The organism is Pseudomonas sp. FP818, from assembly GCF_030687335.1.
GTDB classification, from domain to species: domain Bacteria; phylum Pseudomonadota; class Gammaproteobacteria; order Pseudomonadales; family Pseudomonadaceae; genus Aquipseudomonas; species Aquipseudomonas shahriarae.
In genome coordinates this window covers 2,957,127-2,978,873 of the sequence record NZ_CP117427.1, presented here as the reverse complement: position 1 = coordinate 2,978,873, position 21,747 = coordinate 2,957,127, and the positions used below count along the sequence as shown (strand labels likewise).

The window sequence follows — 21,747 nt, the reverse complement described above, 5'->3', positions numbered from 1 at the left end:
TGCGCTAAAACTCCATCCTGAGGCCCAGGGTGCCCTTGCGCCCATCCAGTGCATTGCTGTCGAGGTTGCGCGCATAACCCACCTCGCCATACACGCTGACACTGCTGGAAACCTGCAGCGTGGCGCCGGCACTCAGGTCCAGGGTGGTGGATTTCTGCTCGGTATCAATGTCCGTGGCGTCATTGAATCGCACACGATGGGTCCCGGATGCACCGTGCCAGAGGTTGGTGCGGATATAGGGCTGGACTGGCATCGCGGCCAGGGTATAGCTGCCGCGCAATCGGGCCCCGAGCCGGGTGGTGATGGCGGTGTCCGCGGAAAACCCGACCTTGGACACCCCATCATTCTGGCTATCGAGCCTGGTTTTATTGGCGATCAGTTGCACCTGCGGCTCCAACACCCAGTGTTGCCCGACCTGCAGCGGTATGCCGGCTTCTACCGAGCCCAGCACATCGTGACCTTTGGTCTTGAGCTTGAGCCCCCGATCGGATTCGCTGCTGCCATTGAGGCGGGTGCCCATCAGCACCACATCGACGTACCAGCCATACGGGTCGAGCAACGTCCAATACAGGCCCAGGCTGTCGCCGCGTAATGTGGTGTTGCCAGCATCCAGGTGCTGCCATCCGCGGTTGAACCCATCGACATTACCCCTCAGGCGGCTATGCCCGACGAAGAAGCCCAGCCGCTGGGTCTGGCCATTGCCAGTGGTCCAGGCATGGACATCGCTGCCCACCTGGAAGCCGCTGACCGAACCGTCCAACCGTGGGTTGACCGTGCCGGCGTAGGTCTGGCGGCTACTGCTGCCGTAAACCCGGCCCCAGCCTGCCGGGAATGAGCCGGTGGCGGTCTGGCGACTCTGATCGCCCATGCGTTCGTGGTAGGTCCCGAGCATGGCCCGGACGGTCTGCTGCGCCGCCGGAAACAGCGTCGAATACACCGGTACCTCGGGGCGGTAGATCGGGATCGGCGGTTCACCGGGCACCGGCGTTGGCAAGTCAACCGGCGTGCCTTCGCCAGGCACCGGCAACGGCACCGGGGGCTGCTCCGGCTCGGGCAGGGGAGGCGCGACAATGGCTGAGCGCAGGTACCACTGTTGTTCGGAGCCGGCACTGACACCGCCCTTGAACAGGAAGTACTCAAAGGCCCCGGCGGACACCGAACCGCCTGCCAGGCTGAAGGCCCGGTCGCTGCCCGTCGCACCGTTGCGCGCTTCGACCACCTGGATGCCGTTGCTCAAGGTCTCGGCGCCGGCCCCGCCCAGATTGCTGACGTTGAGGGTCGTGGTGCCCAGTAGAGAGCCCTGGTTCACCACCAGTTTGTCACTGGCGGCACCATCGCCGGCCAACACACTTTGCAGCGCCATCTGCCCGTTGTTGCCGGTGTAGGTGCCATTTACCGTCAGGCTGTCGGTGGCGCCGGTACTGCCGGTTGTCATGTCGATCAGGCCGCTGTTGTTGAGGCTTGCCAACTGGCCGGCCGTGAATGGGCTGATGGCCCCCTGACTGACCAGCAGCACACTGCTGCCGTCGATATTCAAGCTGCCGGTACCGCTGCCGCTATCCCCCAGTTTGAAATCCTGCGCCAAGGTAAAGCGCGAGCCGTTGTCCAGGTTGACCGTTTCCCAGTTGACGTAGCGTTCTGCGGTGGCTGCCTGGGTGTTATCGAAGACCAGGGTGTCGGTGCCCACGCCGCCATCGACCAGGGGCGTGGAAGAGAGCAGGGCCTGTGTCAGGTTTTGCAGCAATGCCCTGTCGTTATCCGCGCCCATATTGACCGCTGAATTGATCGTGCCTGCCCCGATCCAGTTGAACTGATCGTTGCCGAAGCTCATCAGCACCTGCCCATTGACCACGCCGCCGGTCAGGGTGAACAGGTCGTCGCCACCGCTGACACTGACGTTGCCGCCGATATACCCCCCGGAAACAGCGATGGTGTCCAAGCCAAAGCCAGTCACCAGGTTGCCGTTGATCCGCCCGCCGAGCAGGGTGTAGAAGTTGTTGTCGAGCTTCATATCCACCCGGCCGATGGTGCCGGCGGATTGGGTGGCCACGTCGCCATCCTCGAATGCCCCGACGATCTCGCCACCGCTCATATAGAACGTATCGCGGCCATCGCCCTGGGCCACGCTGGCCACGCGCCCGCCGCTTTGCGCATAGTTGTCGATGCCGTTGCCCTGATTGATCGCGCCCACGGTGCCGCCGCTGATCTGCACCGTGTCGGCACCATCGCCCTGGGTCACTGCACCCACGACCGCATTGAGGTCCGCGCGGAAAATATTCGCGCCATGGCCCATGTTCAAGGCGCCCATGCTGCCTGACTGGGCTTGCACCTGATCATGGCCGTCGCCAAACGTGACAGTGCCGGTGATCGCGCCATTACCACCGCTGGGAAGACTGAGGGTGTTATTGCCATTGAGGTCGGTAAAACCGGGTGCTGTGCCACTGTCGCAGAGGGTGGTGTCGTCACCCGCAGTGATCACCGGGGTACAGGCCGCATAGGTGGCTGGCGGGAAGGTCCCCATCAGGGCCGCGCTGGTTAGCCAGGCGCCCAGGTACCGCCGCACATATCGCCGTGTGCTCATGATCTATCCTCGCTCGATGGAAGATGACGTCCCGCCGCCCCCAAGGGCAGGCACGGTCCGGACCATGACAACGCAAAAAAGCACGATAACGATAAGGGACAACCGGTTTCCTGTTTCGTAAAACATCGCCAATGCAAGGGGTTGGCATGGCTATCTCGACTGCACCTGAACCTGTGCAGTGCTGGTTCCACGTTAGCAACCGCCGGGAAGGGCCGCCACTGTCAGAATTAACAGGTATAGACCTGTGTCACAGGAACACGATCTCATAGGGCTCACGCATACGCTCCAGCAACACCGGTGGCAGCATGGGCGCCAGGCCGATCAGCGGGTCGCCGAGCAACTGACTGGCGTAGGCGTGGGCGGCATGGCGTTTGCGCGCCACGCTCCAGGTGTCGAGGCGCACCTTGCGCGCGCACTGCCAGGGCATGCGCCCGGCTTCGCGGGCGGGCCAGTGCCAGGCCCAGATCGGCAACTCCAGCAGGCGCGCGCCCGTCAGCGCACAGGCGATGGCGGTGGCACGACCAACCGCATCGTGGTCGTCATTGCCATCATTGCGCCAAGTGGTAAACACCACATCGCCGGGTTGCAGGTAACGCGCAATAAACTGGCTCAAGGGCTGTTCGTGGGCGGCCAGGGCGTTGTCGCAAAAGCCACCACGGATCCATTTCAGGCTGTGCAAGGGCAAGCCCAGGCGGCGCAGGGCCTCGACACTTTCCTGGGGCCGGAACACGCTCAGGCGTTGCGCCGACCATTGGTTGGAGCCCGGATGGCTGGCACTGCCGTCGGTGATCGAGATCAACTTCAGAGGGTAGTCCAGGGCACTGAACAGCTGCAGCAAACCGCCGCAGGCCAGCACTTCGTCCCCAGGATGCGGAGCAACTACCACCACGCGTGAGCCTGGGGGCACCAGCAGAGAAGGGCTGATGGTCGGGATTTGCGCCAGCTGAGGCGCACTGTTCCAGATTTGCGCCGGCACGCGGCGCCCGTCGTGCAGGGGGGCGGGTTTGATCAATGTCACGTCCTTGTCCGTTTGATGCAGGTCGTATCCCGTTGACGGGTCGACTCTCCTTTTTGTCGCGCAGGCGCCAGGCCCGTACGGCACGCTGGCGTTCCGAATCCTGGATTGCCATACCTGAGTATTGTTCATTGGCGGGGATTCGTCGCGCTCCGGCCGGGTAAAATCGTATTTATTTCAGGAAGGCTGCATCAGCCCCTTCAAATAGTCGCCAAATCCGCCTTGCGCACGGCACTCCAGGCGCGCACTGGTAATGACCTGGGGCGCGTGGCTCCAGGCAATGGTTGCGCCGCAACGCTCCAACTGGCGTACCAGTTGCACATCTTCATGACAGGGCAGGGGCTCGAACCCGCCAGCCCGCACATAGGCGCCAGCGCTGACCCCCAGATTGGCCCCATGGATGTGCCGATGCCCGTCACAGGCCTGGTAGGACTGGTGATAGCGGATCTGCGCCGCCTGGTCGAAACCATCGCTCCAGGCGTCCACCGTGACGGTGCCGCACACCGCATCCACGCCCAGCGCCAGTTGCGCCACCAGCCAATCGGTGGCAACACGACTGTCGGCATCGGTACAGGAGATCCAGCGGGCGCCATTGTTAAGCAGGTGCCGAGCGCCCATGCCCCGCACCTGGCCGACATTGCGCGCCTCGACGCTCAGGCTGTGTACGCCGAACGTCTCGGCAATGGCCGCACTGCGGTCGGTACAACTGTCGAGCACCACCAGTATCTGCACTTCTTCACCGAGCAACCCGGGATGGCTGGCGGCGATCAACGCGGCCTTCAGACATTCAGGCAGCAGCGCCTCTTCGTTATGCACCGGGATCAGAATGCCGATCATCGCAAGCCCTCGAGATGGGCGACCGAGGCGCTTTCGCGAGACCACAGGTCGAGTAGGAAATCACTGTCAGCCACCTGCGCCAGGCGGGACATACCCAGGCGTTGGTGCAACACCTGGTGGACCTGTTCCGCAGTTTGCGGGCAACCGTCGATAGCCGGGCGCCAGTGACAGGCCAGGACCTGGCCATCGTCGGTCAGCGCGGCCAGGATCTGCTCGACGAGCAGGCACAGGTCGTCATGGTCGAGGTAATAGCACCACTCGCTCAGCACGATCAGTTCGAACCTGCCGCCCGGCCATTGGGCAGGCAAGCGACGTTGCTCGACCTGGGCATGGGCGAACCCTTGCAGGCGCGCTTGCGCCAGGCTCACTGCGGCAGCGGCGGTGTCGCAGCACAGCAGACGCGCGCAACGTGGCGCCAGTTCGGCGCTCAACTCGCCATTGGCGCAGCCGGGTTCGAAAATCGAGGCATAGCGGGGCTTGGTCAGCAGTCCCAGGGTCAAGGCGCGCTTGCGCTGCTCGTACCAGCGCTGGCGGAAGGCCCAGGGATCGTCATTATCCACAAACAATTGGTCGAAGTAAGCCGTGGCCACACTCATACAAACACCACTTCAAAAGGTTGTAACAGCCGCTCCAGCACGTGGGGCGGCAAGACGGGCGGCAAGTCGATCTGGGGGTCGCCTTCCAGCTGGCTGGTGAAGGCGTGCAGGGCATGACGCTTGCGCGCGACGACGGCGGGCGCCAGGGCAATCTTGCGTGCGCGCTGCCACGGCACCCGTGGGTCTTCGGGGGTTGCCCAATGCCACGTCCACACCGGCAGTTCAATCAAGCGCGCACCGACCGCCAAGGCCGCCTGGGCACTGGCGCGGCCTACCGCTTCGTGGTCGCAATGCCCGTCTTCGCGCCAGGTGGTGAACACCACATCGTCCGGTTGCAGGTGCCGCTGGATAAATTCAGTCAGCGCCGATTCCCGGGCCTGCACCTGACTGTCGCTAAAACCGCCGCGCAGCCAGGTCAGGCGTTGCTGATGCCAACCCAGGCGCTGCAAGGCCTCGGCCGACTCCTGCGGGCGCACCTCGCGCAAACGCTGCTGCGGCCAACGGGGCGAGCCGGGGTGGCTGGCACAGCCATCCGTCACCGAGATCAGCAGCAGTTCGCGGCCCAGCGCGGCCAAGCCTTGCAACAGGCCGCCGCAGCCGAGCACTTCATCATCCGGATGGGGCGCGATTATCACGGCGCGGCAACCATCAGGCACCAATTGCGCCACATTGACCTCGGGCAGGCCGGCGACCCGGGCTGAACCTTGCCAGGCCCGCAGCGGGGTGCCTTGGCCGACAATGGGGTTGGCTTTCATAATTGCCACGTCCCTCCGGACTGGATCGCCACCTGCTTGCCAAGGGCCGCCAGGTCACGCTCGGCATGGCTTTGGCGCAAGTACACCGGCAAGTCGGCCATCAGCCGGGCGAAGTGTTCATCCTTGCAGTAAGGCCCGGCGCCCAAAGCCCGGCCTGTGTGATGGATGACTTGGTTGGCCGCCGCCTCAATCACCGCCCGCGCGCGGCGTGCCAGCAGTTGGGCATTGGCCTGGGGCTGATCGTCGATTTGCCGCGCAGCCGTGCGCAGCACCGTAGCGGCCGCGTACAAGGCCATGTCCACCGCGCCCAGATGCGCCAGCGCATGCGGCTCTTCGCGTTGGTCGCAGTGTTCACGCAGGGCCTCGGCCAAGCGCTGCGCCGCGCCGTACCAACAGGCGGCAATACCAACCCCGCCGTGCCAGAAGCCGGGGCGTTGCAGGTAATCCCCTGGGGCGCCTACGGCCAGCGCCACGGCGTTCTCGAACGTCACATCGACACTCGCGCAAGCGCCCATGCCCACGGCGTTCCAGCCTTCGGCGGTCACAGTTACCCCCGGCTGGTCCATTGACACCGCGACCAACTGCTGGCGCTCCTGCGCATCCCAGGCGGTCAATAACCCGTGGCTGACCACCCCGGCCCCGGAACACCAGGCCTTGCGGCCATGCAGCAGGTACTGCGAGCCCTCACGCCTGACCTGCACCCGTGCCGTCGGCGGTTCGGCGGCCCACATGCCCCAGGTGCTGCCCGCCGGCGGCGCCGCGCTGTTGAGGTCGGCCATGATTGCCAGCGCGTCGGTGTGCCCTTCGAACAGCTTGCACAGGCTCAGGTTGTGCCCGGCCACCTGGGCCAGCAGGCTGAAGCGCAGCAGGGTCTGCCCGCCACCCGGCAATGGCAATTGATCCAGGCCAGCCGCCACCATGGCGCTCAGGGTCTGACCAAGGCCCTCGGTATCGGCCAGACCCTTACGATTGCGTTGCAGGAACCCGTGTAAATCCATTTCACACCTCTTCCTCGTGTTGCAGCTCGAACAGCAGCAGCGAGCGCCCGGTCACGGCATATTCATGGTCAAAATCGAAACGTTCCTGGCCGCGCACGGCCGGCTGGTTGGTATCGACCATGCAGGTCCAGAAACCGCCATCCGGCACCTGGGGCAAGCGGAAGTTCACCAGGTCATGGTGCGCATTGACCACCAACAGCAGCGTAGCATCGGCCCCCGGCCGGCGGATCCCGGTTTCCTGGGCGCGCCCATCCATCAACATGCCCAGGCAACGGCCCTGGCTGTCTTCCCATTGCTCGATGGTCATTTCATTGCCATCGGGGGCCAGCCAGGTCACGTCCTTGACCCCGATGTCCTCGTTATAGTCGCCCACCAGGAAGCGCCCGCGACGCAGGATGGGGTAGGCCAAGCGCAACTTGATCAGGCGTTTGACGAACTTGAGCAGGGACTTGCCATCCTCATCCAGCTCCCAGTTGACCCAGCCGATTTCGCTGTCCTGGCAGTAGGCGTTGTTATTGCCGTGCTGGGTGCGGGCGAACTCATCCCCGGCCACCAGCATCGGCGTGCCCTGGGCCAGCAGCAGGGTGGCGAAGAAGTTGCGCATCTGGCGCAGGCGCAGCGCGTTGATCTCCGGGTCTTCGGTCGGTCCTTCGACGCCGTGGTTCCACGACAGGTTGTTATTGCTGCCGTCCTGGTTGTTCTCGTCGTTGGCTTCGTTGTGCTTGTCGTTGTAGGACACCAGGTCATGCAGGGTGAAGCCGTCGTGGGCGGTGATGAAGTTCACCGAGCTGTAGGGGCGGCGCCCGCGCTGGTTGAACATTTCGCCGGAGGCGGTCATGCGCCCGGCAAAGTCCGCCAACTGGCCGTCATCGCCTTTCCAGAACGCGCGCACGGTGTCGCGGAAACGGTCATTCCACTCCACCCAGCCCGGCGGGAAGTTGCCCACCTGATAACCGCCGGGGCCCACATCCCAAGGCTCGGCGATCATTTTTACCTGGCGCAGCACCGGGTCCTGGCGGCAGGCCACAAGGAAGCTGTGACGCTCGTCGAAACCGTCGTGATAACGCCCGAGGATGGTCGCCAGGTCAAAGCGGAAGCCATCCACATGCATCTCGGTGGCCCAGTAACGCAGGGAGTCGGTGACCATTTGCAGTACGCAAGGGTGACTCAGGTCCAGGGTGTTGCCGGTGCCCGAGTCATTGATATAGAAGCGCTTGTCGTCAGGCATCAGGCGGTAGTAGGAGGCGTTGTCGATGCCGCGCATCGACAGGGTCGGGCCTTGCTCGTTGCCTTCGGCGGTGTGGTTGTAGACCACATCGAGGATCACTTCCAGCTTGGCCTCGTGCAGGTGCGCGACCATTTCCTTGAACTCGGCGATCTTGCCGCTGGCCAGGTAGCGCGGGTCGGGGGCAAAGAAGGCGATGCTGTTGTAACCCCAGTAGTTGGTCATGCCTTTTTGCAGCAAATGCTGGTCATTGACGAAGGCATGCACCGGCAGCAACTCCACCGAGGACACCCCCAGTTGGCGGATGTGCTTGAGCACATCGTCCACCATCAACCCGGCGCAGGTGCCGCGCACCGCTTCAGGGACCGAAGGATGGCGCATGCTGATGCCGCGCAGATGGGTTTCGTAGATGATCGTGCGGTCCCACGGGGTGCGCACCGGCTGGTCGTTGCCCCAGGTATGGGCTGGGTCGATGACTTTGCATTTGGGCACGAAGGGTGCGCTGTCGCGCTCATCGAAACTCAGGTCGGCATCCGGGTGACCGATGGTGTAGCCAAACAACGCTTCGGACCATTTGAGCTCGCCCACCAATTGCTTGGCATAGGGGTCGATCAGCAATTTATGGTGGTTGAAGCGATGGCCGTTGGCGGGATCGTAGGCCCCGTATACCCGGTAGCCATAGATCAGCCCGGGGTGGGCATCGGGCAAGTAGCCGTGGAAGGTCTCGTCGGTGTATTCCGGCAGCTCGATACGTTCCAGCTCGACTTCGCCGGTATCGTCGAACAGGCACAACTCAACCTTGGTGGCGTTGGCCGAGAACAGCGCGAAATTGACCCCCAGACCATCCCAGGTCGCGCCGAGGGGGAAGGGCAAGCCTTCACGAATGCGCGATGGCTCGGTAGCGGGTGTCTTGCTCATGGTGTTGCTCCTGCAGGGTTTTTCAGGCCGAACGGGGCCGTGCTGACATCAGGTCAGATCAATCGTTGAGTGTGCTGCAGGAGCCGGTGGCCGGCTCCTGTGGGAAGGTGGATCAGCCGGCAGGCTTACGCGCCGCCCGTGGCTTTTTGGCGACCGCCGGTTTTTCCGCGGCCGGCTTTGCCTTGGCCTTGGTGCCGGTCTTGGGTTTACTCGGAGTCAGGGCCTCGGCTTCGGCCAGCTTGCGGGCCATTTCCCAATGACGGGCTTCCTGGCCCTCAGGTTTACCTTCGGACTCCCATATCTGATACGCGAATTCACGAACGCGTTTGTCTTCGGTGCTCATCGCAATGCTCCTCACAGAAAATTTCAGCTTTCTTGATCGTCAGAATGGATAAAGACATTTACCGGGAGTACCCCCAGGGCAGCGCTGATCAGTAGCTCCTTGTTGGGTGTGACTGCGCCTGTTTGCAAAAGTCCCTTCCAATTTTGCAGCGTGGCGTCGAACGGTAATGTGATCCGGGTATCGCCCCAAACCTGCGCATCCACCCGGGGCTGGGCGCTGTTTTCAAGCAGAGCGTGGGTCCAGCGTGGCACCACCACCAACAGCCACTGGCCTTGATATTCGCGGCTGAAGGCGACAATCCGTTGGGCATGCCGGCCCAGCACTTGCAGCGGTACATAGCGTCCCCTGGCAAACAACAACGGGTAGGCCTTGCGCAGGTTCAACACCTGGGCAATCAGCGCCTGCTTCAAGTGCCCGTCACGCCAGCGCTCAAGCAAGGCGCCGGGTGCTGCCGCCAATGCCTGTTGCCGGGCATTGAAATCCACCGGCCGCCGGTTGTCCGGATCCACCAGGCTCAAGTCCCAGAATTCGTCGCCCTGGTACAGGTCCGGCACGCCTGGCACGGTGTTGCGCAGCAAGGATTGCGCCAGCCCGTTCAACGCGCCGGCGGGGGCGATGGCCTCGGCCGCCGCGTGGATCGCGGTGCGCAAGGTCAGACCAACGGGCTCGAGCAACAAGCGCCTGAGGAAGGCTTCGACACCTTGCTCATAAATATCGTTGGGGGCGCTCCAGCTGCTGTGCAGCTTGGCTTCGCGCAGGGCTTTTTGCTGCCACTGCCAGAGGCGCTGCTGATAGTCGTCGGTGTTCTCAATGCCCAGGTCCAGGGGCCAACTGCCCAGCAGCACCTGATACAGGATCAGCTCATCACCGGCCGAGGGGATGGCCGGATCATCGCGCAAGGGCGCCGCCAGCCTGCGCCACTGTTGCACCTGCTCGGCATACCAGGGCGCGCACTCGCTGAGCACCGCCAGGCGCGCTCGGCTGTCTTCGCCGCGTTTGTGGTCATGGGTGGCGGTGGCCAGCAGGTTATCGGGGAAGGTCTGCAGGCGCTGCTGGTTGGCGGCATGGAACTCGGCCAGGGGCGCGCTGAACTGTTCGGTACTGAAACCCACGTCATTGCGCGAGAGCAGCACTGCCGAGCGATAGAAAGCGGTGTCTTCCACGGCCTTGGCGGCTGCCGGCGAGGTCAGTTGCTGGAAACGCACGCAGGCATGCTTGAGGATCTTGCGCGGCTGCCCCACCGGGCGTTCGCGCCAGAGTTGGCCGCCGAGCCACTGTTGCAGGTAGTCGAGCACTGGCCAGTCGGCTTCGCTCAAAGTCCCACGGGCACCGGCCAGGGCCTGCTGGAACAGCGCCTCGTCAGCGGCGCTGCGGCCACAGGCGCTGATGTAGGTGCGGTACACCGGGAAGTGTACGATCAGCTCCTGCAAGGCGCGGCGGATCGCGCCCAGGGTCAGGTCACGGCTCATCACATCTGCGCGGGCCACTTGCAGCAGGGCCTGGGCCACGCTTTCAAAATCCCCGGCCAGGGAGCCGTTGAGGATTTGTTGCCGGGCCAGCCAGGCTTCCTCGATAAACGCCGACGGCCGCTCGCTGGCCTCGCTCCACAGCTGGGCCAACGCCTCGAACCCCTGAGGGTCGTGCTGTACCAGCGACACCTGGTTCATGAACTCATAGCCGGTGGTGCCATCTACCCGCCAGTCTTCGCGCAGGGTTTCCCCGGTGCCGAGGATTTTCTCGACAAAGATCGGCAAGTGCCGGCTCGGCGACAATCCATCCACCCGGCGCCGCAACTTGCGGCAGTAGCCACGGGGATCGGCCAGGCCGTCGATATGGTCGATGCGCAGGCCATCGACCAGGCCCTCGCTGATCAGCTGGAAAATCTTGCGGTGGGTGGCCTCGAACACCGTGGCCCGCTCCACCCGCAGGCCGCCCAACTCGTTGACGTCGAAAAAGCGCCGCCAGTTGATGTCATCCGCCGCCGTGCGCCAACTGGCGAGGCGGTAGGCTTGCTGCTCCAGCAGTTGGTGCAACCGGGAAAACCCCTCGGGCTGGCGCGCATCAAACAGCGCCAGGATGTGCTCGATGGCTGTCAGGTTCAGGGGCTCGCGCGCCTCTACGGCCAGTTCCTGTTTCAGGCTGGCGGCCAGGGGCCAGGCATCGGCCTGATAGGCCAGGGCGCTGAAGCGGTCGGCCAGCTCTTTGAGGGGCGGATGCAGGCGCAGGATATCGCCGTAGTCCCTGGGGCAGATCGGGAAGCGGTGCTCGTAGTGCTCGACAAAGAAGCTGCCCTGGACCGGGTCAAACCGCAGGGGCAGGTTGCCGCTTTGCAAGGCCTCACCGTAATCGCTGCCGAGGAAGGGCATCAGCAGTTGGCCCTTGAGCAGCGGGTCGGGGGAGTGCCACTGGATATCGAAGAATTCGCAGTAAGGGCTCAGGCGCCCCCATTCCAGCAGATCCAGCCACCAGGGGTTATCGCTGCCACCGACGGCCATGTGGTTGGACACGATATCCAGAATCAGCCCCATCTCATGGGCGCGCAGGGCCGCCACCAGGCGACGCAAGGCGGGTTCGCCGCCCAGTTCCGGGTTGACGGTGGTCGGGTCGACCACGTCGTAGCCATGCATTGAACCGGCGCGGGCCTTGAGCAGGGGCGATGCATACAGGTGGCTGATGCCCAGGCGGGCAAAATACGGCACCAGCGGCACCGCATCATCGAGGGTAAAGCCTTTGTGAAATTGCAGACGCTGGGTGGCTCGTAGTAAGACGCTGTTCATCGGTCACGCTCTAGGGCTTGATTACGGGCGACCGCCAGTAACTCCAGGCGGCGCGCAGCGTTGTCATCGTCGAGCAGGTGCGCGGCGTCCCCCGGCAGGCGCCGTCGCCAGTTGGGATGGGTGTCGGTAGTGCCGGGCAGGTTGGCTTGCTCTTCGACGCCCAGGGCATCTTCCAGGGGCAGCAACACCAGCGGCGCACGGGTGTGGCCGAGGTAGCGCACGCTGGCATCGAGCATGTGGTCGGTTTCGTTGCGCAGCTCATCGAGAAAGTTCTGCGGGTCTTGAACCAGGGCCCGGCGCAGTGCTTCACGCTCGCGCTGGCGGTGCTCACTCCATTGCTCCACCGTCGGCGCGTCGATCAGTCCCAGTTGCACATTCCAGTCGATATCGCGGCTGTGCCACCAGCCATTGAGCGTCGGCAGGTCATGGGTACTGGTGGTGGCCAGGGCGTTATCCGGCCAGTCGAGGATCGGCGTGAAGCGCCCGCCGTGGTCCTGTTCGAACAGCAATACGCGCATGCCCAGCATGGCCCGGGCGCTGAGTTTTTCCCGCAGGCCCTCGGGCACCGTGCCCAGGTCTTCGCCGAGCACAATCGCTTGGTGCCGGCTGGATTCCAGGGCCAGCAGGCGCAGCAGGTCGTCCACCGGGTAATACAGATAAGCGCCTTGTTTGGGTGAAGCGTCCCTGGGGATCACCCACAGCCGTTGCAAGCCCATCACATGGTCGATACGCAAGCCGCCAGCATGGGCGAAGTTGGCCCGCAGCATTTCGATAAACGCGCGAAAACCGTTGCGTTTCAGGCCTTCGGGAGAGAACGCGGAGATGCCCCAGCCCTGGCCGGCACGGTTGAGGATGTCCGGTGGCGCACCCACCGTCAGGTCGGCCAGCAGTTCATCCTGACGGCTCCAGGCCTGGCTGCCGGCGCCATCGGCACCCACGGCCAGGTCGGCAATCAGGCCGATGCCCATGCCACTGCCGCGGGCGGCTTGTTGCGCACGTTCAAGGCAGCGGGCGATCAGCCATTGGTTAAAAGCATAGAAGCCAATGGCCTCGCCTTGCTCGGCGGCGAATTGTGCCAGCGCGGCGCTGCCCGGATCGCGCCACTCCTCGGGCCACTGGCGCCAGTCGAGGCTTTCGCCGTTGGCGGCGCGCTCGGCCTGGATGGCTTCGAAGCGGCAGTGGTTTTCCAGGGCCTCACCGCCGGCCTGGCGAAAGCTCAGGAAGTCCGCCTGCTGCGGGTGCTCGCCCTGGCAGAAGTCCTCATACAGGGCGCGCAGCAGGCGTTGCTTGACCTTGGCGGCGGCAGGCCAGTCGATCAGGCTTTGTTGTTCCAGTTCCTGCAGCTGATCGGCCAACCCGGTGGACTCGATGGCGCTGCGCACTGCGCGCTCGCCGAGGATGCACCCCGGCGAGGCGTACAAGCTATTGAGGAACAGTCGGCTGGACGGCGAGTAGGGGCTGTAGCGCGTGGTATCGGCGCTGAACATTGCGTGCAGCGGGCTGATAGCCAGGGCATCGACGCCCCGTTCAGCGGCGGCGCGGGCCAGTTGTTCCAGGGCCTGGGTGTCGCCAAAACCGCCGTCGCCGCTACGGCGCAAGGCATACAACTGGGCGCTCAGGCCCCACGCACGGGCAGGCTGGCTGTCCACCGCCTCGGCCACGCTGAAACAGCGCAGGGGCGCGACAGCCAAGGTGAAGGACTGGCCGCCGATCTGTACCCGCTGGTAGCCCACGGGCAAGGTGCCGGGCAGGTTGGCCTCGGCGTCCAGCTCAAGGCTTTGGGTACTGCCATCCTCCAGGTAAACCTGGCACGGCGTGCCGGGAGCAAAGTATGCGGCCAGGTCGAGGCTGCTGCCGACATCCACGGTTAACAGTGGCGCCAGGTGCCGGTCTCGTTGCACACGTTCCAGGTCTTGCAGGCTGGCAGCGATGGCTTCATCGGTGTCGGCGGGGTGGCCAAGGCCGTTGAGCACGGCGCGCAAGGCGTCGGCGCTGACATGTTGCGGACGGCCATTGGCGTCGATCCAATCCACCGCCAGGCCCGCGCGGCTGGCGAGTATTTCCAATTGCGCTTCGCTCAAGGGTGCTCTCCAACAGGTGATGAGGTGTCGCCCGGCGTCAGGCTGACGCGGGCGCAGAAGGGCGTGAGTGACCCAGGGTCGCTGCTGGTGCTGAACAGCTCAGTGATGCCGGCCGGATGGTGCAGGGTGGCCGGGCTCAGGTTGAGGTCTATCTGCAGGATGCTGCCATTGCCCATCCGCCAGCGGGCCGATACCGCGCCCTGGCCCAGGACCTGCGCGCCGAGGGCCATGCTGCCGGGCAGGTGGGGCACGATATGTTGCCGGCGCAGGCCCAGCAGTTGGCGATACAGCGCCGCAGGCGCCTGGCTAAACTGCGGGAGGCAGCGCTCGAAGGTCTGCAGCGCGTTGGGGTCGGGAATCTGCGCGCGGCGCTCGGGGTCGCTGAAGGCGGCGAAGTCAGCAAACTCATTGCGTCGGCCTTCGCGCACGGCCTCGGCCAGTTCGCCGTGATGGTCGGTAAAGAACAGGAAGGGCTGCTCGGCGGCGATCTCATCACCCATGAACAGCAGCGGGATCATCGGCGACATCAGCAACAAGGTGGTCGCCGCCTGCAACGCCTGGAGCGAACACAGTTGATGCAAGCGCTCGCCAAGGGCGCGGTTGCCGATCTGGTCGTGGTTCTGCAAAAACAGCACAAAGGCACTGGGCGGCAAGTGCTCGCTGGATTCGCCACGCCGGGTACCGTGGCGCGTGGTCTCACCCTGATAGATAAAGCCTTCGCCCAGGCAGCGCGCCAGTTTGGCGGTGGGTTCGTCGGCAAAGTCGGCGTAATAGGCGTCGGTCTCGCCGGTCAACAGCACGTGCAGGGCGTTATGCCCGTCGTCGTTCCATTGCGCATCGAAACCCTGCTGCAACAGGCTGGCCTGGTTGAATTCGTTTTCCAGCACCAGCCACACATGGCGGTCCGGGTCCACCTGCTCACGCACCCGTTGGGCCAGTTCCTTGAGGAACGACGGGTCGTCGATGGCATGCACCGCATCCAGGCGCAGGCCGTCGAAGCGGTATTCGAGGAGCCACATCAGCGCATTGTCGATAAAGAAGTCGCGCACCTCGCGGCGGCGAAAGTCGATCCCGGCGCCCCAGGGGGTGTGGGTGTCTTCGCGGAAAAAGCCTTTGGCGTACTGGCCCAGGTAGTTACCGTCGGGGCCGAAGTGGTTGTAGACCACATCCAGAATCACCGCCAGGCCATGCTCATGGGCCCTGTCGATCAGCTGTTTCAACTGCTCCGGCGTGCCCAGGGACGCTTGCGGCGCGTAGGGCAGCACCCCGTCGTAGCCCCAGTTACGCTCGCCAGGACACTGCGCCAGCGGCATCAGCTCAATGGCGGTGATGCCCAACTCGGCCAAGCGTGGCAGGTGTTGCTCTACAGCGCTGTAGCCTCCCAGGACCCCCACATGCAGCTCGTAGATCACCGCTTCATGCCAGGGTCGGCCCTGCCAGGCGCTGTGGCGCCAGGGGTAGGCCAAGGGATCGACCACCACGCTGTCGCCATGTACATCCGCGTGCTGGAGGCGCGATGCCGGGTCCGGCACATCGCGCTCGCCATCAATATTAAAGTGGTAGCGGGTACCGGCCCCACAGCGCACGTCAGCCACAAACCAGCCGGCTGCCTGGGGCAGCATGGGCACCGACTGCCCCCCTTGCAGCTCGACGCTGACATAAAACGCATCAGGCGCCCACAGGGCGAAGCGGGTGTGTTGCGCATCCTGCATGATCGCGCCGTGGGGCCATGTTTCCAGAGTCCGTGACGGCATCTATCCTAACCTCTTTATACTTTTCCTGATTTTCCCAGCGCTTTCGCTACCAGTTGTTCGTAAAGTTCGGCATAGGGCTCCACCGCCTGGCACCAGTTGAATGGCGCGGACATGGCCCGGCAGCGCATGGCGTTGAGCAGGCCGGGGAAGGCAAACACCTTGAAGGCACGGGCGAGGGCGGCTTCGTAGCTTTCGACGGTAGATTCGTCGAACAAAAAGCCGGTCACGCCATCTTCGATGGTGTCAGCCAGACCGCCAGTATTGCGCGCCACCGGCAGCGAACCGAAGCGCTGGGCGTACATCTGGCTCAGGCCGCAGGGCTCGTAGCGCGAGGGCATCAATAAAAAGTCGCTGCCGGCAAACATGCGGCGGGCGTCGGTTTCGTTAAAGCCGATCCGCACGCCGATGCGGCCGGGGAAACGCAGGGCCAGGGCGCGCATGGCTTGTTCTTCTTCCGGCTCGCCACGGCCGATAATGGCAATTTGCCCGCCGTTTTCGACGATAAAGCCGGCGACGGCTTCGGTCAGGTCCAGACCTTTTTGGTAGACCAGGCGAGACACCACGGCAAACAGCGGGCCGCTGGACGCGTCCAGGCCGAACAGCTTGCGTACGTGGCTGGCGTTGACCGCCTTGCCTTGCCAGTCGCCGATATTGAATGGGTGGTCCAGGTGTGGGTCGGTGGACGACTCCCAGCTTTCATCAATGCCGTTGGGGATGCCACTGAGCAGGCCTTGCTGGGTCTTGCTGGCAAGGAAGCCATCCAGGCCGCAGCCGAACTCGGGGGTGGTGATCTCCCGGGCGTAGGTGGCGCTGACCGTGGTGATATGGCTGGAATAGGCCATGCCGGCCTTGAGGAACGACATCTTGCCGTAGAACTCCATGCCTTCCTGTTGCAAGGCATGTTCGGGAATCCCCAGTTCCGGGCACGAGGCCAAGCTGACCACGCCCTGATAGGCCAGGTTATGGATGGTAAACAGCGTGGGGGTGCGCGAACCCCGCCAGTGCATGTAGGCCGGCGCCAGGCCGGCTGGCCAGTCGTGGGCATGCACCAGGTCCGGGCACCAGTGGATTTGCGCGAGGTTGGCGGCGATATCGGCGGCGGCCAGGCCCAGGCGGGCGAAGCGGATATGGTTGTCGGGCCAGTCGCGGCCGTTGTTGGCGCCATAGGGCGTGCCTTCACGCTCGTACAGTTCGGGGCAGATCAGCACATAGATGACCAGGCCGTCCTTGAGGTCCATGCGCCCGATCTTGCACGGTGGCAGCGCGGCATGCCCACCCAGTTCGCCAATGATATGGATCGGGTTGTCGCTGTCCAACACCTGGCGGTAGCCCGGAATCAGCACCCGTACATCGTGCAGGTGGGCCATGGCTCGGGGCAGGGCAGCGGACACATCCCCCAGGCCGCCGGTTTTCACCAGATCAGCCAGCTCCGAGGTCACAAACAGTACTTTCTTGCGATTGGGATTTTGCGACGACACCGACCGCACTGGGCCGGGAAGGTCAACCAAGGTGGTTGGTCCATCGACCGGCTGACTAAAACGCTGTCCCTGAGTTCCCGAAGCGGCACTTATCATTGTTCTCTCCCATGTGTTGGTCAACTGAGCGCCTGAGGCCCCAGCGAAAATCAACCGCGTCCTGCGGTCACGCGCACTAGCACTGCACAGACTGGCAAGGCTTATGCCAATTGCACCGAACTGATAAATAGATTGGATGGGCGGACGTCCGGCTGGCGCCGGTGGCGTGCGTCCTACCTTAAACCTGACCTACGGCAGAGTTGGAAAGTTTCGATTTATTGCGGGGGCTTTTGTTCTGATCGTGACCCATCGGTCATCAGTCTAGGACACAGCCCAGAGCCTGCAAGGGCTGTGGGAAAAATTTGTAGGACAATATCTTTTTTGCGGCGGTGTGGTGGGTGGGCATCGTATCGAAGGCTGGGTGTGTAGAGGCACGAGAGGGGGACTGCTGCGCAGTCCAACGCGGGCAAGCCCGCTCGCCACAGGGGATGGGTGCCTCTTGGCGGGGCGCCGAGGCAGTGCTGCTCGATAGTGGTGCGTGGTCGTACTTAAAGTGATTTATTAAGACTTAATATGGTTATATATCAATGCTTTATAAGCTACTTCTAATGTTTGATCTCAATTCAGGCCGCGCCGTATCTCCCCCGCAGCCCACGCCTGGATGTCTTCAATCATCTGCCCATAGAACTGCCGGTAGTTCTGCTCGCTGACGTAGCCCACATGGGGTGTGGCCAATACATTGGGCAGATGGCGGAATTCATGGTCCGCCGGCAATGGCTCCTGCCCGAACACATCCAGCGCTGCGCCGGCCAATCGGCCATGGCGCAGTGCATCGACCAACGCCGCTTCATCAACGATCGGCCCGCGTGCGGTGTTGACCAGACGTGCACTGGGCTTCATCCAGGCCAGGGCCTGGGCATCCACCAGTCCACGGCTGCGCTCGCTGAGCACCAGGTGAATCGACAGCACATCGGCCTGCTCGAACAATTGGCGCTTGCTGACCCAGGTTACCCCCACGGCGGCGGCGCGTTCCGGGGTAAGGTTCTCGCTCCAGGCAATCACGCGCATGCCAAACACCTGGCCAAACTGCGCCACGCGCTGGCCAATACTGCCCAGGCCGAGGATGCCCAGGGTCTTGCCATGCAGATCGCCGCCCAGCCCTTGTTGCCACTGGCCGGCGCGCAGGGCGTTGGATTCAGCCAGCAGATTGCGCGTGGATGCCATGATCAACGCCCAGGTCAGCTCCGGCGCCGCGTGCTTGTAGCTGTCGGTGCCGCACACCTGGATGCCCAGGGCCTTGGCCGCGGCCAGGTCGATGGCCGCATTGCGCATACCACCGGTGACCAGCAGTTTAAGCGCCGGCAACCCTTGCAACAGCGCCTGATCGAAAAGCGTGCGCTCGCGCATCACGCAAATCACCTCAAACCCCTGCAAGCGAGCGATCAGGGTGGCGGTATCGGCCGGATAGTCGTGCAGGAAATGCACCTGGCCGACCGCCTCCAGCACGGACCAATCCACCACGTCCCGCGCGACGTCTTGCCAATCATCTATGACTGCGATCTGTACTGACATACACACCTGCCTTGCGTTAACTGGGGATGACCGTTACACCCAATGCACAGCCATTGCCACCACCGCGTAACGGGCCGCCTTGGCCAGGCTGACGATCAATATAAAACGCCAGAGCGGCTCCCGCATCACGCCGGCCACCAGGGTCAGTGGGTCGCCGATCATCGGCAGCCAACTGAGCAGCAGTGACCAATGGCCCCAACGACGATAATGGCCGCGGGACTTTTCCAACTGTGCAGCGCTCACAGGAAACCAGCGACGGTCCTTGAACAGCTCGACCGAACGGCCCAGCAACCAATTGACCAACGAGCCCAATACGTTGCCCAGGGTCGCGATGCCGAGCAGTAGCCACAGCGAGTAGCTGCCATTGAGCAGCAGCGCCACCAGCACCGCTTCCGATTGCAGCGGTAGCAGCGTAGCCGCCCCGAAAGCGCTGAGAAACAGCCCGGCATAGCCTGCAAACATAGATCAGTGGGCCGGGTATTCGGCTACCACCACATCTTTGCCGGCGCGGGTCAGGCCAATGACTTGATAGGCGTCGCTCATGCCCTGGGTTTCCATCCCTGGCGAGCCCATGGGCATGCCAGGTGCGGCGATGCCCAATAGATCGTCGCGCTTGCGCAGGGCCAACACTTGATCAGCCGGCACATGGCCTTCGACGAACTTGCCGTCGATCACCGCGGTATGGCAGGACGCCAGGCGCGGAGCCACGCCCAGGCGCTGCTTGACCGAACTCATGTCGGCTTCCACATGATCGTTGACCTTGAACCCGTTGGCTTCGAGGTGGCTGATCCATTTTTTGCAGCAGCCGCAGTTGGCATCGCGATGCACGTCAATCGGGATCAGTTCGGCGGCCTGGGCCAGGCTGGTCATGAACAGGGCGGACAGTAAAGTCAGGCGCAGGGTGGTTTTCATAGACAGGTCCCATCGGTTACGGAGTGCGCAAAGAGCGCGCATTGTCCGCGCTTTTGCGAAGCAGGTGAGGTGGTTATGTTTCGAAATTATACGCGCACGCGACAGTCTCGGAGCTTAGCGTCCGCTGCTGTCAGCAAACTGAGAGAAAGATGACAAGTTTGTCAGCTCAGAACGACTCCAGGCGTTGCTTGAGTTGGTCCATGGCCTGGTTCGACAGCGCCACCATGCGCGCTTGCAAGGTATCGAGCTGCAGCTCGGTCTCATAGCTGAGCACCCGGGTAAACAGGGTGCCGCTGCCACGCGCCTGGAGAAAGTAGTGAATGCTGCCATCCACGGCGAGGGAGGTGAACACGGTCTTGAACTCCCGGGGCGGCACGGCGATCTGCACCCGGTAGCTCATGGGCACTCGTACCCCCAGCAGGTCGATCATTTCGGTGAAGCGCTGGCCAACGGGCAGTGAGCCGCTGGTACCGGTGTCTGCGCTCAACGAGGTGGGGTGCCATTCGTGCCAGCGGTCGGGCTGGGTCACGTAGTCATAGACGGTTTCGATGGGGGCTTGGATATAGCGTTCCTGGCTGATTCGCTCGACGCGGAGCGGGTGCTCAACTGCATTCATGTCACACCTCCTGTGCGGCTAGGAACTGTCAGAATAGTCGCACTCCCGTACAACGCACGGGAGTCTCCAGGCTTTTTTCGACGTAACGCCGGCAAGCGCTATAGCTGATAGTTTTTCAACTCCCGCGCAATCACCATGCGCTGGATCTCACTGGTACCCTCATAAATCTGCGTAATCCGCGCATCCCGGTAGTAGCGCTCCACCGGGTAGTCTTCCAGGTAGCCATAGCCGCCATGGATCTGCATCGCCGAAGAGCAGACTTTCTCGGCCATTTCCGAAGCAAACAGCTTGGCCTGGGAGGCTTCGGACAGGCACGGCTTGCCCGCACTGCGCAACCGTGCGGCATGCAGGATCAGCAAGCGTGCGGCATTGAGGCGGGTCTGCATGTCGGCCAGCAGGTTGGCCACGCTCTGGTGCTCAATAATGGCCTTGTCGAACTGCACCCGGTCACGGGCGTAGGCCAACGCCGCTTCAAAGGCCGCGCGGGCAATGCCCAGGGCCTGGGCGGCGATACCGATGCGCCCACCCTCCAGGTTGGACAGGGCAATGGCCAGGCCCTTGCCGCGTTCGCCCAGCAGGTTGGCTTCGGGCACGCTGCACTGGCTGAGGGTCACGGCGCAGGTGTCCGAGGCGCGGATGCCCATCTTGTGTTCGGTACGGTCCACGGTGAAACCTGGGGTGTCGGTGGGCACCAGGAACGCCGAAATGCCCTTTTTGCCCAACTCCGGGTCGGTCACTGCAAACACAATCGCTAATTTGGCCCGTTTGCCATTGCTGACAAACTGCTTGGCGCCGTTGATCACCCACTGGCCATCACGCAATTCGGCGCGGGTGCGCAGGTTGTGGGCTTCGGAGCCGGCCTGGGGCTCGGTCAGGCAAAAGCAGCCGATGGCCTGGCCGCTGGCCAGTTCGGCCAGCCAGGTTTCTTTCTGTGCCTGTGTGCCGTAGTTGAGGATCGGCCCGCAACCCACTGAATTATGGATACTCATCAGCGCGCCTACCGCGCCGTCACCCGCAGAAATCTCCTCGACGGCCAGGGCGTAGGCCACGTAATCCACATAGGTGCCCCCCCATTCTTCCGGCACTACCATGCCCAGCAGGCCCAGTTCCCCCATCTTGGCGACCAGGCCGTCATCGATCCAGCCGGCCTTTTCCCAGGCCTGGGCATGGGGCGCGATTTCGCCACGGGCAAAGTCGCGCGCCATGTCGCGAATCATGACTTGTTCTTCTGTAAATTCAATATCTTGCATGAG

Annotated in this window: 17 protein-coding genes; all 17 read right to left on the bottom strand. The window is 63.5% G+C overall.

Annotated features, from left to right (window positions below; translation table 11 throughout):
• Positions 1 to 4: 4 nt before the first annotated feature.
• The 17 genes from PSH80_RS13335 to PSH80_RS13255 all read right to left on the bottom strand — a co-directional run bounded on the left by PSH80_RS13335 (position 5) and on the right by PSH80_RS13255 (position 21,744).
• Positions 5 to 2,581 carry an autotransporter outer membrane beta-barrel domain-containing protein gene (locus PSH80_RS13335; protein WP_169989695.1) on the bottom strand — a complete coding sequence of 859 codons (2,577 nt, stop codon included), beginning with the start codon at positions 2,579 to 2,581 and terminating at the stop codon, positions 5 to 7.
• Positions 2,582 to 2,828: 247 nt separating this feature from the next.
• Positions 2,829 to 3,590, bottom strand: a complete 762-nt coding sequence (locus PSH80_RS13330; protein WP_057959509.1) for a PIG-L deacetylase family protein — start codon at positions 3,588 to 3,590, stop codon at positions 2,829 to 2,831.
• 183 nt (positions 3,591 to 3,773) lie between these two features.
• Positions 3,774 to 4,433: a glycosyltransferase family 2 protein gene (locus PSH80_RS13325; RefSeq protein WP_057436603.1), complete on the bottom strand. Its 660-nt coding sequence runs from the start codon at positions 4,431 to 4,433 to the stop codon at positions 3,774 to 3,776.
• Positions 4,430 to 5,029 carry an SAM-dependent methyltransferase gene (locus PSH80_RS13320; protein WP_057959475.1) on the bottom strand — a complete coding sequence of 200 codons (600 nt, stop codon included), beginning with the start codon at positions 5,027 to 5,029 and terminating at the stop codon, positions 4,430 to 4,432. The genes PSH80_RS13325 and PSH80_RS13320 overlap by 4 nt, the downstream gene beginning before the upstream one ends.
• Entirely contained in the window at positions 5,026 to 5,784 is a 759-nt protein-coding gene (locus tag PSH80_RS13315) for a PIG-L deacetylase family protein (RefSeq protein ID WP_057959476.1), read from the bottom strand. Before PSH80_RS13315 ends, PSH80_RS13320 begins: the two co-directional genes overlap by 4 nt.
• Positions 5,781 to 6,782: an acyl-CoA dehydrogenase family protein gene (locus PSH80_RS13310; RefSeq protein ID WP_057959477.1), complete on the bottom strand. Its 1,002-nt coding sequence runs from the start codon at positions 6,780 to 6,782 to the stop codon at positions 5,781 to 5,783. The genes PSH80_RS13315 and PSH80_RS13310 overlap by 4 nt, the downstream gene beginning before the upstream one ends.
• A 1-nt stretch (position 6,783) precedes the next feature.
• On the bottom strand, positions 6,784 to 8,925 hold the full coding sequence (glgX, locus tag PSH80_RS13305; protein WP_057436597.1) for a glycogen debranching protein GlgX: 2,142 nt from the start codon (positions 8,923 to 8,925) through the stop codon (positions 6,784 to 6,786).
• 112 nt (positions 8,926 to 9,037) lie between these two features.
• Positions 9,038 to 9,268 (bottom strand): DUF2934 domain-containing protein, encoded by a 231-nt coding sequence (locus PSH80_RS13300; RefSeq protein ID WP_057444084.1) that lies wholly within the window; start codon positions 9,266 to 9,268, stop codon positions 9,038 to 9,040.
• 23 nt (positions 9,269 to 9,291) lie between these two features.
• The gene (locus tag PSH80_RS13295; RefSeq protein ID WP_289138774.1) at positions 9,292 to 12,045 is read right to left on the bottom strand and encodes a malto-oligosyltrehalose synthase; all 2,754 of its coding nucleotides are present in this window, start codon (positions 12,043 to 12,045) and stop codon (positions 9,292 to 9,294) included.
• Entirely contained in the window at positions 12,042 to 14,126 is a 2,085-nt protein-coding gene (gene malQ / locus PSH80_RS13290; protein ID WP_120733154.1) for a 4-alpha-glucanotransferase, read from the bottom strand. Before malQ ends, PSH80_RS13295 begins: the two co-directional genes overlap by 4 nt.
• Positions 14,123 to 15,880, bottom strand: a complete 1,758-nt coding sequence (gene treZ / locus PSH80_RS13285) for a malto-oligosyltrehalose trehalohydrolase (RefSeq protein ID WP_057959480.1) — start codon at positions 15,878 to 15,880, stop codon at positions 14,123 to 14,125. The genes malQ and treZ overlap by 4 nt, the downstream gene beginning before the upstream one ends.
• 14 nt (positions 15,881 to 15,894) lie before the next feature.
• On the bottom strand, positions 15,895 to 17,454 hold the full coding sequence (gene glgA / locus PSH80_RS13280; protein ID WP_057436591.1) for a glycogen synthase GlgA: 1,560 nt from the start codon (positions 17,452 to 17,454) through the stop codon (positions 15,895 to 15,897).
• A gap of 558 nt (positions 17,455 to 18,012) precedes the next feature.
• Complete coding sequence (locus PSH80_RS13275; protein WP_216312299.1) at positions 18,013 to 18,966, bottom strand: D-2-hydroxyacid dehydrogenase family protein; 954 nt, start codon at positions 18,964 to 18,966, stop codon at positions 18,013 to 18,015.
• Between the two features lie 33 nt (positions 18,967 to 18,999).
• A complete protein-coding gene (locus PSH80_RS13270) occupies positions 19,000 to 19,428 on the bottom strand; it encodes a YqaA family protein (protein ID WP_305420519.1) in 429 nt (142 codons plus the stop codon).
• A 3-nt stretch (positions 19,429 to 19,431) separates the two neighbouring features.
• A complete protein-coding gene (locus tag PSH80_RS13265; protein WP_057959482.1) occupies positions 19,432 to 19,878 on the bottom strand; it encodes a DUF411 domain-containing protein in 447 nt (148 codons plus the stop codon).
• Positions 19,879 to 20,044: 166 nt separating this feature from the next.
• Positions 20,045 to 20,494 carry an SRPBCC family protein gene (locus PSH80_RS13260; RefSeq protein ID WP_120733150.1) on the bottom strand — a complete coding sequence of 150 codons (450 nt, stop codon included), beginning with the start codon at positions 20,492 to 20,494 and terminating at the stop codon, positions 20,045 to 20,047.
• A gap of 98 nt (positions 20,495 to 20,592) precedes the next feature.
• On the bottom strand, positions 20,593 to 21,744 hold the full coding sequence (locus PSH80_RS13255) for an acyl-CoA dehydrogenase family protein (RefSeq protein ID WP_120733147.1): 1,152 nt from the start codon (positions 21,742 to 21,744) through the stop codon (positions 20,593 to 20,595).
• Between the last annotated feature and the right edge of the window lie 3 nt (positions 21,745 to 21,747).

What these genes read in the sequence shown, in the direction of transcription:
- PSH80_RS13335 (WP_169989695.1), bottom strand. Translation starts at nt 2,581, where the DNA reads ATGAGCACACGGCGATATGTGCGGCGGTACCTGGGCGCCTGGCTAACC.
- PSH80_RS13325 (WP_057436603.1), bottom strand. Translation starts at nt 4,433, where the DNA reads ATGATCGGCATTCTGATCCCGGTGCATAACGAAGAGGCGCTGCTGCCT.
- PSH80_RS13320 (WP_057959475.1), bottom strand. Translation starts at nt 5,029, where the DNA reads ATGAGTGTGGCCACGGCTTACTTCGACCAATTGTTTGTGGATAATGAC.
- PSH80_RS13315 (WP_057959476.1), bottom strand. Translation starts at nt 5,784, where the DNA reads ATGAAAGCCAACCCCATTGTCGGCCAAGGCACCCCGCTGCGGGCCTGG.
- PSH80_RS13310 (WP_057959477.1), bottom strand. Translation starts at nt 6,782, where the DNA reads ATGGATTTACACGGGTTCCTGCAACGCAATCGTAAGGGTCTGGCCGAT.
- glgX (WP_057436597.1), bottom strand. Translation starts at nt 8,925, where the DNA reads ATGAGCAAGACACCCGCTACCGAGCCATCGCGCATTCGTGAAGGCTTG.
- PSH80_RS13300 (WP_057444084.1), bottom strand. Translation starts at nt 9,268, where the DNA reads ATGAGCACCGAAGACAAACGCGTTCGTGAATTCGCGTATCAGATATGG.
- PSH80_RS13295 (WP_289138774.1), bottom strand. Translation starts at nt 12,045, where the DNA reads ATGAACAGCGTCTTACTACGAGCCACCCAGCGTCTGCAATTTCACAAA.
- treZ (WP_057959480.1), bottom strand. Translation starts at nt 15,880, where the DNA reads ATGCCGTCACGGACTCTGGAAACATGGCCCCACGGCGCGATCATGCAG.
- glgA (WP_057436591.1), bottom strand. Translation starts at nt 17,454, where the DNA reads ATGATAAGTGCCGCTTCGGGAACTCAGGGACAGCGTTTTAGTCAGCCG.
- PSH80_RS13275 (WP_216312299.1), bottom strand. Translation starts at nt 18,966, where the DNA reads ATGTCAGTACAGATCGCAGTCATAGATGATTGGCAAGACGTCGCGCGG.
- PSH80_RS13270 (WP_305420519.1), bottom strand. Translation starts at nt 19,428, where the DNA reads ATGTTTGCAGGCTATGCCGGGCTGTTTCTCAGCGCTTTCGGGGCGGCT.
- PSH80_RS13265 (WP_057959482.1), bottom strand. Translation starts at nt 19,878, where the DNA reads ATGAAAACCACCCTGCGCCTGACTTTACTGTCCGCCCTGTTCATGACC.
- PSH80_RS13260 (WP_120733150.1), bottom strand. Translation starts at nt 20,494, where the DNA reads ATGAATGCAGTTGAGCACCCGCTCCGCGTCGAGCGAATCAGCCAGGAA.
- PSH80_RS13255 (WP_120733147.1), bottom strand. Translation starts at nt 21,744, where the DNA reads ATGCAAGATATTGAATTTACAGAAGAACAAGTCATGATTCGCGACATG.